The sequence below is a fragment of the Heyndrickxia sp. NPDC080065 genome (assembly GCF_050281185.1).
Taxonomy (GTDB): Bacteria; Bacillota; Bacilli; order Bacillales; family Bacillaceae_C; genus Heyndrickxia.
Genome location: NZ_JBNNWS010000009.1, coordinates 117,864 through 131,565, shown reverse-complemented (window position 1 = coordinate 131,565; position 13,702 = coordinate 117,864). Strand labels below are relative to the sequence as shown.

Sequence of the window (13,702 nt, the reverse complement as noted above, 5' to 3'; positions counted from 1 at the left end):
TCAAAAGGTCGTTAAATAACGACTTTTTGAGCACCCTTTTCATTTTGGTTTTTAGAATATCCAAAAGGTCTTATTTTAAATACGGATTTTTGTCTTTTTATTCTAAAAAAACAAAAGGGATGACTCAAAAGTCTAATTATCTAGACTTTTGAGTCACCCTCTTTTCCCTTATTCTTCTACTTTTCTAATTCGAAATAGCTGATAAATGTGAAGAACGACTACTTTTAATACAGCATAGGTTGGAATAATTAAAATCATCCCTAACACGCCTGCAAGATTTCCTCCTACTAAAATAAGCAAGATGATTGTTAATGGATGAACATTTAATGTTTTTCCCATTACTTGTGGAGAAACAAAATTACTTTCAATTTGTTGAGCAACAAACATAACTATTACTACGTAAACTGCCATAATTGGATCCTGAAAGAAAGCGACTATAATGGCAGGAGTCGCTGCAATAAATGGTCCTAGAAAAGGGATCACATTTGTTGCCATACCGAACAAGGCAAGAATTAGCGCATAGTCTAAACCTATAATTAAGTAACCGATTAATAATAAAATTCCTACAACTGAACTAACAATTAATTGACCTTGAATATAGCCACCTAATGCTTTATCCATATCATGAAGAACGGAGCGAATTTCTTTCTCTTTTGATTTTGGAAAGAAGCGCGTTACATTAGGAACAAATCTATCACGATCGTTCAACATATAGAAAAGAATAAATGGAACAATCACAAGGGAGAAAATAAAGCCAAACACATTACTTAAAGTCTTGGCCACTATTGCACCAGTAGACAATGCATTTGTTTGTAGCTTTGCAGTGACATTAGCAATGATATCCTTGGCAAATTGCGGGATATATTCCTGATTCTTTTGCCAATAGTCAAAAGCATCCTGTCCAGCCTTCACCATATCAGGTACATTTTCTACTAAACGTTTAAATTGATCTTGAAGGAGTGGTCCAACTAATTCAACTACGGTCACAATAACCCCTATTAACATTACAAATATCAGCATAATCGCTAATTTTCTAGGAATTTTCCACCCTTCTAACAGTTTAACGATTGGCCTTGCCAAATAATATAAGATTCCTGAAATTAAAAAAGGAATAAACAACGTTTGAATGAAAATAACGAGTGGGGTAAATACAAAGCTAACCTGGTTTAACAGATAAATAATTATTAAAACAATAATTATTCCAATTCCTAAGTGAAGGAGTTTCTTTTTTATTTTAAACACCTCTATTTTTTTAGTTTTCTTCTATATTAATCAATTTTCTAAATAGATAAAACCGATTGATAGAAAATCATTATTGATTTACTGCTTAATGTCTAGTATAAAACATACTACGAAAAAGTTTGATCACAAGTTTCATTTTCAGAAGAAAAAAAGGAGAGAAATAATTCTCACCTTTTTAGTCATGTTCGTTTAACTTCTATTTATCTGTTAAAATGGGACGAGGGGACAGACACCTTGTCCCGTTTATTTATAAATCAATTATGTGAGATTAGAATGTATTGAAAAATTCTATTGTTATTTAAAGAGAGTTTTTTTGGATAGCGAGGCTTATTCAGTAACGTAACCATTGACAAAACATTCGATTATTTCCATTTCCTCTGCATTTAATTTCCTTTGCAATTCCTTTGAAACTTCTTTAATAATAGCATTTTGATTCCCACTATATTTTTTAGTCAAAAATGCGGTATCTTTTAAAAATTTTATTCTAAATTGGAATTCCTCTTTATAAACCGGCTTATCATGATGAGATAAGAAAAAAATGTTTGCATCATATTTTTCAAGTTGCTCAACTAATTGTAATGTATTCGCAATGGTATAGCTCCACTTTTTTGAGTAGAGATTCGCATACATACAGTCTCCTAAAAAAAGAACTTTTTCTTCAGGTATATAGATAACAGTGCAATCATCAGCGTGATCGCCACCTACATGTTCAATGACAGCAGTTACCCCTCCTAAATTAATCGACATTTTCTTATCAAATGTGATATCAGGTATTGGAAGAAAAACCTCTCGCTGATTACCCAATTCTTTCTTTATTGCTTCCGCACAAAATGGAATTTCTGTACCTTCTTCAACACGCTGATCTAAGAATTTATCTTCCCATGACAACTCTTTAAGTTTTTTAATTTTTTCCTGAGTTTTATAATGAGCAATCGTTTCTATATCTATTGTACTCATCCCAAATATATGATCCCAATCTGAATGAGTTAGAGCAAGAAAGTCACCTCTAATATGCAATTCTTCTAATTGTTTAAGAAATAAATTAGCATGTTTGGATGAATTTCCAGCATCAATTAAAATTGTCTTTTTATCTCCTGCAACTGCTGCTAAAATGGGTCGATCTGTTTCTTCATAGGGTGGCAAGTATACAATTCGATTTGATATTCTTTCTATCTTCTGCATGTCTCTATTCTCCTTTAAATGACGATATAAATTGGATGGAATACAAAATGTTCATTATTTCAACACACTGACTGTCATTACCTTACAGGAAACGCATATGGTAGATCAACATTGCAGAGTATTTTCCGAAAATCTTTATTAACTCTCTATCCTTCCACAGGGGAGCCATAATTAAAAGGCTTGAGTATGAATCAAAAGGTGTGATTGATTCCTGTTCCCAAATCAAAGTAACTAAAACAGGAATCAAAGGGCTCGGTTGATTCCCTTCCACTGATCAAATTAACCTGAACGGGAATCAATAGGTGCGACTGATTCCCGTTCCCAAATAAAATCAACCTGAACAGGAATCAAAGGGCTCGATTGATTCCCTTCCCCTGATCAAATTAACCTGAACGGGAATCAAAGGGCTCGGTTGATTCCCTTCCCCTGATCAAATTAACCTGAACGGGAATCAATAGGTACGTTTGATTCCCTTTCCCCGATCAAATTAACCTGAACGGGAATCAAAAAGCTCGATTGATTCCTTTTCCCTGATCAAATTAACCTGAACGGGAATCAAAGGGCTCGATTGATTCCCTTTCCCCGATCAAATCAACCTGAACAGGAATCAAAGGGCTCGGTTGATTCCTTTTCCCTGATCAAATTAACCTGAACGGGAATCAAAGGGCTCGGTTGATTCCCTTCCCCTGATCAAATTAACCTGAACGGGAATCAATAGGTGCGATTGATTCCCTTTCCCTGATCAAATTAACCTGAACGGGAATCAAAAGGTGCGATTGATTCCCTTTCCTTGATCAAATTAACCTGAACGGGAATCAAAGGGCTCGATTGATTCCCTTTCCCCGATCAAATTAACCTGAACGGGAATCAAAGGGCTCGATGATTCCCTTTCCCCGATCAAATTAACTGAATGGGAATCAATAGGTTCGATTGATTCCATCCCCGAATCAATTTTTTTTACAAAATAAAAAAAAACGATTTCCATACCTCTAGGAAACCGTTTTTTCAACTATAACATACTACATTTCACTAGTATATTCCGTCACGTTCGTTTCGGAAGGTTTTAACTTCTTAGTCATCCAATTCTTTCCTTCAATAATTCTGGCCATCAACATTCCACAGACAGTATCTCCAGATGAATTCACCATCGTTGCTGGAGGATCTACCAATGTTCCTAACATAGAAAGGATAACTAAAGCTTCTGGAGGGAACCCGTACAATGTGATAATTAACAATTCACCGACAAAAGCTCCACCTGGTACTCCTGACATGACCATACCGCTTAATAAAGCAATGAGAATCGCTGTCATATATGTATCTATTCCGGTAAAAGGCATGTTGAACAGACCGAAAATAAAAGAAATTTTTAATATCGCACTTAAGCAGGATCCGTCCATATGGGCTGTTGCTCCAATAGGAATCACTATTTCACGGATGTCTCTTGGAACACCAATTTTGGCGGAGGCCACTAAGTTTGCTGGAATCGTAGCAACACTACTTTGGGTTGCCAAAGAAGTGGCAGCTGGAGTGATGATTTCCTTCCAGAATGTTTTTGTCCCTCTTTTCCCTCCAGCTATAAAAGCATAAATGGTGAAGGCAACAAAGAAATAAACAATTGCAATTGGATAATAAACGGCCATCGCTTTTGCATAAGAGCCAAGCAAGTCAGGACCGAACACTCCGATTAACGTTGCAAAATAGGCACCTAAGCCAATTGGAGCAAGCCACATAATAATAGAAACGAGCTTCATTATGACATCAGAAAGTAAAGAAAGCCCTGCTGCCACTTTCCTACCCTTTTCACCTAGCATACTAACGGAAAGACCAAATAATATAGAAAAGACGATTAAAGCAAGCATGTTTTTTCTTGAAAACAATTCAAGAAAATCAGGTACAGTGAATGCGGAAACAATTTGATCTGAAGTACTTAAAGGCTTTATTTCATCCGGCTTCTGCATTTCAATATGTACTCCTTCTGCCGGAGGAAATGCTGTCACACCTATAATCATAAAAATGGAAGCAATAATCCCCGTAACCACAAATACTAATAGCATAACTCCCAGTATCTTACCGAGCCTCTTGAGGCTTGCTATGCTGGCAACGGCACTACTAATAGAAATAAATACAAGAGGAACGACAACGGTAAACATAAGATTGATAAAAATATCGCCCAACGGTTTGAGTACTTCAGCCTTAGGCCCGGCAATCCAGCCAATAATGCTTCCTGTTACTATTGATAGTATTAAAATGATAGGAAATTTATATGATTTCCATATCCCTTTTTTATTTAGTTCGTTCATATAATTCCATCCCCTCTAGTTATCTTTAAACACTTATACACCTTTCTAAGCTTTCCAGTGGAATGATCCCTTCACAGACCATAACGGCATTCCCTTCAAGAAATATGTCTTTAATCATTTCTTCTGTTAATTGAAATGAGACTACAAGGGTTCCACCAAGAGTTTTTACAGTGACAGGAGATTCAATTAAATTCAATAATCGTAATACAATCGCTGATGCGGTTGCACCTGACCCACATGCAAAAGTTTCTTCTTCTACACCTCTCTCAAATGTCCTAATTTTGATATGATGCTGATCGATAATTTCAATTAAATTTACATTAGTCCCCTGTGGAAAAATGTCGGTTCTATTCCTGATCTTACTTCCCCAATCATGAAAAGAAGGCCATTTCAATGGGTCAAAAGAATCTTGCAACCATACCGTATGCGGTACACCAACATAAGCATAATGATAGGATTCGATTTGTTTGTTAATAGATAATACTTGGTTTAGTGCAACCTCACTCTTTTTAATGGAAGGGAATTTTATTTTTACATGAGATTCATGGATGTATGCATCATAAATTCCATTTAGCGTTTCAAATGTCATTTCCTTTCCAGCCACATCAAGCTCGTAGGCAAATCTACAAACACAACGAGCTCCATTTCCGCACATTTCTCCTTCGCTGCCATCGGCATTAAAATATCTCATTTTGAAATTCGCAATAGGTGATTTTTCCAACAATATTAGACCATCTGCGCCAATATTAAATCTCCTTTTACAAACTTCCGTAACGAATTTGGTTAATGATATTCTCTCCATGATGTTTTCTCTATTATCGATCAAAATAAAATCGTTTCCACAACCATGCATTTTTGTAAAAGGAATGCTCACTTTACCAGCGCCTCCATACATTCAGGAATAACCTCTAAATTCCTCTGAAATCTTTAGATTTTTTGACTAAACCATCGCTTTAAACGCACATAATCTTTACCATCTTTGGAATAGTCAATATATTTAGCGCAGACACCCCTGTATAATAGTAGTCTAATACAGGGATAAAAGAACGAGTGAAGACCATGACCATTCCTTTTTGTCTAGCGAATATTCGAAATTAATTTAGATTCATTTTTATCATAGCTTTCCTTTATCTGTTTTAAAGCCAACTCTAGTAAAGATCTTGTACAAGCGATATTTACTCTTACAAAGTTACCGCTATCTTTTCCATACGTGCTCCCAGCATTGACCCTAACTCCTGAATCCTCAAAGAATTGCATTAATGACTCACTATTTAAGCCTAACTCTTCACAGTCAATCCATAACAAATAGGAACATTCAGGATATTGAACTTTTAACTTTGGCATATTTTTATTGATGTACTCAATAGCAAAAGCAATATTTTTTCGTAAATAATCATTTAATTCATCTACATAATAATCGCATTCATTATAAGAGGTTATTAAAGCCTCCACCCCTAAATAGTTATAATCAAAGTGGTGTTTTATGTAAATATCATCAAAAGCTCTCTTCAGGTTTTTGTTTTTTATAATAACATAAGCGCTAAAGAAAGATGCTAAATTGAAGGTTTTACTTGGAGAGTTCATCACCACAACATGTTTATCCTCTTCCTCACAAAACTCTAAAAAGGAGTGAAAAGATAATCCTTTGTGGATCATATCGCTATGTATTTCATCACTGATAATGATCACGTTATTCGCTCGGCATAAATCGTACATTTTCTTCATTTCTTCTTTTGTCCATACCCGTCCAATTGGATTAGCAGGATTACATACAAGAAGTATTTTCACATCAGGCATTTTTAATTTATTCTCTAAATCTTCAAAATCAATATCGTAACTTCCATTTTGGAATTTTAATGAATTGTCGACAGCTTTTCGATTATATTTCTCAATTACCTTTTTAAAGGTTGCATAAACTGGAGTTTGAATCATGACTTTGTCCCCTGGATTCGAATAAGCATCTAAAAACATCCATAAAGCACCTGTCATTAACCCTGGGGCATAACTAATTTCATCTTCTCGAATATCGACTTTATGATGGCGCCCATACCAACCTTTAATCGCACTAGTAAATCGTTCTTGAGGAAAAAGTCCATAACCGAAGACTCCAAAGTCTACTTTTTTCTTTAAAGCATCTAATACTTCACGAGGAGCCCTGTAATCAGTGTCAGCAATCCCTAGTGGAATCAATGAGCCACCTTTCCCTTCGTTATCCCATTTATCCGAATCAGTGCCGATCCTATTTAAAGTTTCATCAAAGTTGTGTAACATAGATTTACCCTCTTTTTTCGAGATTTTTTTCCGTAACTAATTTCATCATAACCCAACTTATGCCTGCCGGGCACATCTCAAGACATGCCCATAAGCAGACATTTTAAAAGGCTCTTTTCTAATACTTTGTTGCTATTTATAACAAAGTAAAAATCGGCAGAGATTTTACGCAGTAAATATCTAGTTGGATTTTTACGGTTATTTTTGCACTTATACAAAAAGTATGGGATGAAGAAAAGAGCACGAAACAATTTAATCAAGTATTGGAGCCGTTTACGAAAAGCAACAATCTTTACGAAAACAGCCTTTTAATTAGAACCATATAACATGTTAATCTTCTCATCCGTCCAGCCAAAAATACCACCCGTATGAATAAACAATATGTTTTGGCTATCCTGCAAGCTTCCATTTTTAAGTTCATGGTATAGACCATACATGGCCTTCCCAGTATATACAGGATCAAGGATAATTCCTTCTTCATGTGCGAATTTCTCGATAAATTTCAGCTCTTCCAATTGGCTTTTTCCATATCCTAATCCTATATAACGATCAATAATGTTGATCTCATTTTCTATAAATGAATAAGGATTATCCCTATATTGATTCATATCTTCTAAAATATGCAATATATCATGTGCTGCTTGTTCTTCCTGATTTAAAACACTGATTCCGATAATGTTTTTATCTTTATTACATTCTTTATTTCCATATAGCAAACCTGCATATGTTCCGCCTGAGCCGTTTGCAACTACGATCGTATCAAACTTCATACCTAATTGCTCTTCTTGACGCAGTATTTCATTGTAAGCATCTAAATACCCTAAAGCACCGATACCATTTGAACCTCCCATCGGAATAACATAGGGTTTGTGTCCCGATTCAGTCAACTCTTTGGTCAATTCTTCGATGATTGGTGTTAAATTTTGGTATTCTTCCTCACTTACCAACTTAATTTCTGCACCTACTAATTTATTGAAAAATAGATTTCCTTCATTCTTATATATTTCACTTTCTTTTAAAATCAATAAGGATTTCATTTGATATTTAGCGGCAATTGCAGCAGTTGCTCTCGCGTGGTTCGATTGGATCCCGCCACTTGTGATTAAATAATCACATCCTTTGTTTTGAGCATGTTTTAACAAATATTCTAGCTTTCTAACTTTGTTTCCGGATGTCGCCATTCCAGTCTGGTCATCGCGTTTAATATAAACCGATTTATTCAAGTGTTTACTAAAAAAATGGGCTTTTTCAATTTTTGTAGGTAAATTGGCGATAGACACTTTATCCACACAGATCACATCCAATCCTTAAAGTATTTTTCCCCTTTATGAGGCCACTGATTTCACTTGATCTAATGCTTTAAATATATCATTTAGAAGATCATATTTGTCTTCAATCCCACAACTGAGTCTAATTAATCCGTCTGTCACTCCTAAATTAAGTCTTTCTTCTTCAGGGATTACGGCATGGGACATGGTGAATGGGTATGATAAGATTGATTCTACACCACCTAAACTAACAGCGACAATTGGAAGCGTCACATTTGCAAAGAAGTCTTTCACATTTTCATAGTTACCTAAATCAAAAGTCAATACGGCCCCTCCACTACTTGCTTGTGAAAAATGGATTTCTTTCCCTTTGTGATTGGCGAGACTTGGATAATAAACCGCTTTCACTTTGCTGTGTTTTTGAAGCTCCTTGGCAATAAAATCTGCATTTTCTACTTCCTTTTCCATACGAACATTCATTGTTTTGATCCCTCTTAAAACTAACCAACAATTATAAGGATCTAACATACTACCAAACATTTTTTGCGTTTTGGATATCGTGTTAGCAATCTCTTCATCACTGGTAACAACCAAACCAGCTGTTACATCACTATGGCCATTAATAAATTTCGTCGCACTATGAATGACGATATCTACTCCGAGTGTGATTGGATTTTGATAGATCGGTGTCATAAACGTATTGTCGATCATGGTCTTAATATTGTGCTGCTTCGCTAACTTTACAACACCTTTTATATCTGTAATGGTTAACAGGGGATTAGAAGGGGTCTCGATATAAATACCTCTTGTATTTTCCTTGATTGCTTCTTCCCAGGAAGAGAGACTCGTCTCATCTACGAAAGAATATTCGATTCCATACTTAGGAAACATCTCTGTTACTAGTTGATAGGTTCCCCCATATATATCTTTGCAAAGGATTACATGATCTCCTTTTGAAAAATTAAGCAGCACTGCAGTGATCGCTCCCATACCAGAAGAAAAGGCAAAACCATATTCACCACATTCTAAACAGGCAATCGTTTCCTCCAGTGCCTTCCTTGTTGGATTGCCAAATCGTGTATAGGTGAACTCTTGTTGTTCTGTAAAGTGAGCTTGGTGAAATGTGGATGCTTGATAAATCGGTATGGATGAACTACCTGTATATTCATCTAGTAATGGACCACCATGAATTAATTTTGTGTCTAGTTTCATATTCTTCATCTCCATTTTATTTATCAATCGCCGCAATAACCTCAATTTCAACTAATGCATTTTTTGGCAATTTTTCAACAGCAACAGCTGTTCTTGCAGGATAAGGAGAATTAAAGAATTCTTTATATACTTCGTTCATCGCATTAAAATCATTCATATCATTTAAAAAAACAGTCGTTTTGATAATGTCATCCATCGAACCGCCATTTTCTTCGATGATCGCCTTTACATTTAATAGTGATTGTCTTGTTTGACACTCAATTTTATCACTAGGAAATTCATTTGTTTCTGGATTAATTGGAAGTTGTCCAGATGTATAAACCAAATTGCCAACTCTACGATATGCTGAATAAGGACCAATTGCTTCCGGATACTTTTTCATATAAAACACCTCGTTGTAATAATTTTTTATTATCGTGATAATATTATATTATCAAAAATTTTCTATTTCAATTTATTTTTTAAAATTTTGAGAAAAAAATTATTATTAAAAATCTAACTAAAAAAGAGAATTTAAAAAATACGAGGCAGCTCAGTTTTTGTGGAGCAACATCGTAATCAGCAAACTGTTTGTTTTTTTATGTTGGCGGACACCAGCCTAGGGTTTTCAATTCCACAAAAAAACGATTTCCTCACTTCTAGGAAATCGTTTTTTAGCTATAAGTTACTACATTTCACTAGTATATTCTGTCACGTTCATTTCGGAAGGTTTTAACTTCTTAACCATCCAATTCTTTCCTTCAATAATTCTAGCCATCATCATTCCACAAACGGTATCTCCAGTTGAATTCACCATCGTCGCTGGAGGATCTACCAAGGTTCCTAACATTGAAATGATCACCAAAGCTTCTGGAGGGAACCCATACATTGTGACAATTAACAATTCACCGACAAAACCTCCACCTGGTATTCCAGACGCAACCATACCGCTTAATACGGCAACGAGAATCGCAGTTGCAAACGTATCTATTCCGGTAAAAGACATATTGTACAGACCGAAAAGAAAAGAAATTTTTAATATTGCACTTAAGCAGGATCCATCCATATGGGCTGTTGCTCCAATAGGAATCACCATTTCGCGGATGTCTCTTGGAACACCAATTCTAGCGGAAGCCACTAAGTTTGCTGGAATTGTAGCAACACTACTTCCTGTTGCAAAAGAAGTGGCAGCAGGAGTAATGATTTCCTTCCAGAATGTTGTTGTTCCTCTTTTCCCTCCAGCCATAAATGAATAAATAGTGAAGGCAACAAAGAAATAAACAATTGCAATTGGATAATAAACGGCCATCGATTTTGCATAGGAGCCAAGCAATTCAGGACCGAATACCCCAATTAACGTCGCAAAATAGGCACCTAATCCGATTGGAGCAAATAACATAATAATCGAAACGAGCTTCATTATGGCATCAGATAGTAAAGAAAGCCCCGCCGAAATTTTCCTTCCCTTTTCACCTAGCATACTAATAGAAAGACCGAATAATACAGAAAAAACAATTAGAGCAAGCATATTTTTTCTTGAAAACAATTCAAGAAAATCAGGCACAGTGAAGGCGGATACAATTTGTTCTGACGTACTCAATGGCTTTATTTCATCCGGCTTCTGCATTTCAACATGTACCCCTTCTGCCGGCGGAAATACTGACACACCCATAATCATAACGATGGAAGCAATAATCCCAGTAAACACAAACACTAATAGCATAACTCCCAGAATCTTACCGAGTCTCTTGAGGCTTGATATGTTAGCAACGGAACTACTAATAGAGATAAATACAAGAGGAACGACAATGGTAAACATGAGATTGATAAAAATATCACCCAACGGTTTGAGAACTTCAGCCTTAGGTCCAGCAATCAAGCCAATAATGCTTCCTGCTATGATTGATAGTATTAAAATGATAGGAAATTTATACGATTTCCAGATCCCCTTTTTATTCAGTTCATTCATATAATTCCATCCCCTTCGTTATTTTTAACCATTTATACATTTACAAAGAAGTCTTTCACAATCAATAGTTACTTAAATCATAAGTCAATATGACTCTCTATTACTTACTTGTGAAAAATGGACTTCTTTCCCTTTGTGTTCGCAAACAATAAAGCGCTTTCATTTTACTGTGTTTTTGAAGCTCCTTGGCAATAAAATCTGCAGATCACTGCCATGCCAAATGAAAAGGCAAAACCATATTTAGCACATTCTAAACATAAAATCGTTTCCTCCAATGCCTCCCTTATTTGATGGTTTAAATCGTGTATATGTGAACTCTTGCGATTCTGTATTGTGAGCTTGGTGAAATGTGGATGTTTGATAAATAGGTTAAGGACCAAGCGCTTCCGGATACTTTTTCATTTAGAACACCCCCTTTTTATAATTTTTTATTATCGTGATAATATTATATTATCAATTATTTTCTATTTCAATTTATTTTTTATAATTTTTTGAAAAAAATATTATTTAGAATACACTTTTAAGAATGACATTCAAAAAGAGACATATACACCTTTTTTGTTAAAATGTATGTCCAAAATCTCTACTTATCAAATATGGATTCTAGGATTATAGAGTTATATCGTCTTTTTTGCACTGGAAGATTTATTGAAAAATTGTTAAACTTAAATCAATTTAGATTTTAGCCTTTTCTCTCATAAGTTTTTAGAGGGATATTCATAGACAGTCTATTACCGTTTTTTAAGGAGTAAAATTATGAAGAATAAAGTTTTGATTCACTACAAAAAACTAGTTGAATTTTTAGGTATAGTTCTAGGAGAAAACTATGAAGTGGTTTTACACATTATCGAGAAAAATAACTCTTATGTAGGAGCCATTGCAAATAATCATATTAGTGGTCGAACAAACAATGCACCATTAACAGAACTTGCACTTAAAATGATGAAGGACAAAACCTATCAAGATAAAGACTATGTAACGAACTATAAAGGAATTACCAAACTAGGAAAAGAAATTCGTGGTTCTACTTATTTTATTAAAGATGAAAATAACGAATTAATCGGTATGCTCTGTATCAATTTTGATTTTAGCAAACATAAGAAAATTGCAAATGACATTCTAGACCTGGTTCAGCTCCTTAGCCCAATAGAAGATGAGACCGCTCCTTCGAAAAAGGAAACGATAGAAGAGCATCACGATAATGAAATGATCGAATATTTTTCAGACTCTATTGAAGAAATCGTATACTCGGTCGTCGATCCATCTCTTTTAAATCCAAATATCGCCTTAAAGCAAGAACAAAAGATTGAGATCATCAACCAGTTATCCAAAAAAGGAATTTTCCAATTAAAAGGTGCCGTATCTCAAGTCGCTGAATTACTAAATATATCTGAACCTAGTGTATATAGGTATTTGAAAATGATTGATAAGGATAAGAAGTAAATAGGAGGAACGAAAATATTATCTGATGGGGTACTGGTGCAAAAATTGGTCTGCAATAGTATTGAACTATAGTAGAACTTTAACATGTTGTAGATTTGAAATAAAGTTGCGACGTTTATAAAAAAGATGCGATGTTTAAAATAAAATCACGATGTTCTACCCCTTTAGATTTGATTGGCTAAAGGGTGCACAGTTAAACTTTACAATTCATTCAATACTAAGATCTATCCTGTATAAGAAGGATAGATCTTTTTTGCATACTGATAGTTAGCAATAGAAACTATTGGGATTTTATTGTAATTGGAAATGCTATGGGAGTGAATTTAAATGGAATGGAAATCTAAATTTAACACCCCGAAGGAAAGCTCGGGTTTTCTATTATGGCAGGTAACTCAAGCTTGGCAAAGAATGATTGCAAAGGAACTTAGTCGGTTTGATTTAACTCATGTACAATTTGTATTATTAGCTGCTTGTGATTTTTTGTGTACTTATGGAGAAAATGTTACCCAAAAAAAACTTGCTGAATTTACAGAGACTAATATTATGATGGTTTCCGATGTAGTTCGGACTCTTGAATCGAAAGGTTTTTTGAAAAGAACTAAAAATCCTTTAGATAAACGTGAAATTCTACTTTCAACTACAGAAGAAGGCTGTAATAAAGTGAAGGTTGTCATCCCGATTGTCGAGTCAGTTGACGAAGTATTTTTTGCCAATATCAAGGATAAACAAAATTTCAATAAAGTTCTACTTTCACTTATTACACTTAATTCAGGAGATAAATGAAAAATCCTCTCATAAAAATTTAAGAGAATGCAGGAAAAAGTGATCAAACTTTT

General features: G+C 34.8%; 11 protein-coding genes. 2 read left to right on the top strand and 9 right to left on the bottom strand.

Features of this window, described 5'->3' with window-relative positions; all coding sequences use genetic code 11:
• Nucleotides 1–168: 168 nt before the first annotated feature.
• The 9 genes from ACQKP0_RS12625 to ACQKP0_RS12585 all read right to left on the bottom strand — a co-directional run bounded on the left by ACQKP0_RS12625 (nucleotide 169) and on the right by ACQKP0_RS12585 (nucleotide 11,423).
• Nucleotides 169–1,242, bottom strand: a complete 1,074-nt coding sequence (locus tag ACQKP0_RS12625; protein ID WP_427406209.1) for an AI-2E family transporter — start codon at nucleotides 1,240–1,242, stop codon at nucleotides 169–171.
• 327 nt (nucleotides 1,243–1,569) lie between these two features.
• Nucleotides 1,570–2,424, bottom strand: a complete 855-nt coding sequence (locus tag ACQKP0_RS12620; RefSeq protein WP_427406208.1) for an MBL fold metallo-hydrolase — start codon at nucleotides 2,422–2,424, stop codon at nucleotides 1,570–1,572.
• Between the two features lie 1,019 nt (nucleotides 2,425–3,443).
• On the bottom strand, nucleotides 3,444–4,724 hold the full coding sequence (locus tag ACQKP0_RS12615) for a dicarboxylate/amino acid:cation symporter (protein ID WP_427406207.1): 1,281 nt from the start codon (nucleotides 4,722–4,724) through the stop codon (nucleotides 3,444–3,446).
• Nucleotides 4,725–4,749: 25 nt separating this feature from the next.
• Nucleotides 4,750–5,598: a diaminopimelate epimerase gene (gene dapF, locus ACQKP0_RS12610; protein ID WP_427406206.1), complete on the bottom strand. Its 849-nt coding sequence runs from the start codon at nucleotides 5,596–5,598 to the stop codon at nucleotides 4,750–4,752.
• A 203-nt stretch (nucleotides 5,599–5,801) separates the two neighbouring features.
• Nucleotides 5,802–6,995: a MalY/PatB family protein gene (locus tag ACQKP0_RS12605; RefSeq protein WP_427406205.1), complete on the bottom strand. Its 1,194-nt coding sequence runs from the start codon at nucleotides 6,993–6,995 to the stop codon at nucleotides 5,802–5,804.
• A 308-nt stretch (nucleotides 6,996–7,303) separates the two neighbouring features.
• Nucleotides 7,304–8,284 carry a 1-aminocyclopropane-1-carboxylate deaminase/D-cysteine desulfhydrase gene (locus tag ACQKP0_RS12600; RefSeq protein ID WP_427406204.1) on the bottom strand — a complete coding sequence of 327 codons (981 nt, stop codon included), beginning with the start codon at nucleotides 8,282–8,284 and terminating at the stop codon, nucleotides 7,304–7,306.
• A gap of 36 nt (nucleotides 8,285–8,320) precedes the next feature.
• Nucleotides 8,321–9,490, bottom strand: a complete 1,170-nt coding sequence (locus ACQKP0_RS12595; protein WP_427406203.1) for a trans-sulfuration enzyme family protein — start codon at nucleotides 9,488–9,490, stop codon at nucleotides 8,321–8,323.
• Between the two features lies 1 nt (nucleotide 9,491).
• The gene (locus ACQKP0_RS12590) at nucleotides 9,492–9,857 is read right to left on the bottom strand and encodes a RidA family protein (RefSeq protein WP_427406202.1); all 366 of its coding nucleotides are present in this window, start codon (nucleotides 9,855–9,857) and stop codon (nucleotides 9,492–9,494) included.
• A 285-nt stretch (nucleotides 9,858–10,142) separates the two neighbouring features.
• Nucleotides 10,143–11,423 (bottom strand): dicarboxylate/amino acid:cation symporter, encoded by a 1,281-nt coding sequence (locus ACQKP0_RS12585; protein ID WP_427406201.1) that lies wholly within the window; start codon nucleotides 11,421–11,423, stop codon nucleotides 10,143–10,145.
• A gap of 756 nt (nucleotides 11,424–12,179) precedes the next feature.
• On the opposite strand from ACQKP0_RS12585, the gene ACQKP0_RS12580 reads away from it, so the two are divergent.
• Complete coding sequence (locus ACQKP0_RS12580) at nucleotides 12,180–12,866, top strand: helix-turn-helix transcriptional regulator (protein ID WP_427406200.1); 687 nt, start codon at nucleotides 12,180–12,182, stop codon at nucleotides 12,864–12,866.
• 327 nt (nucleotides 12,867–13,193) lie between these two features.
• Nucleotides 13,194–13,649: a MarR family winged helix-turn-helix transcriptional regulator gene (locus tag ACQKP0_RS12575; RefSeq protein ID WP_427406199.1), complete on the top strand. Its 456-nt coding sequence runs from the start codon at nucleotides 13,194–13,196 to the stop codon at nucleotides 13,647–13,649.
• Nucleotides 13,650–13,702: the final 53 nt, after the last annotated feature.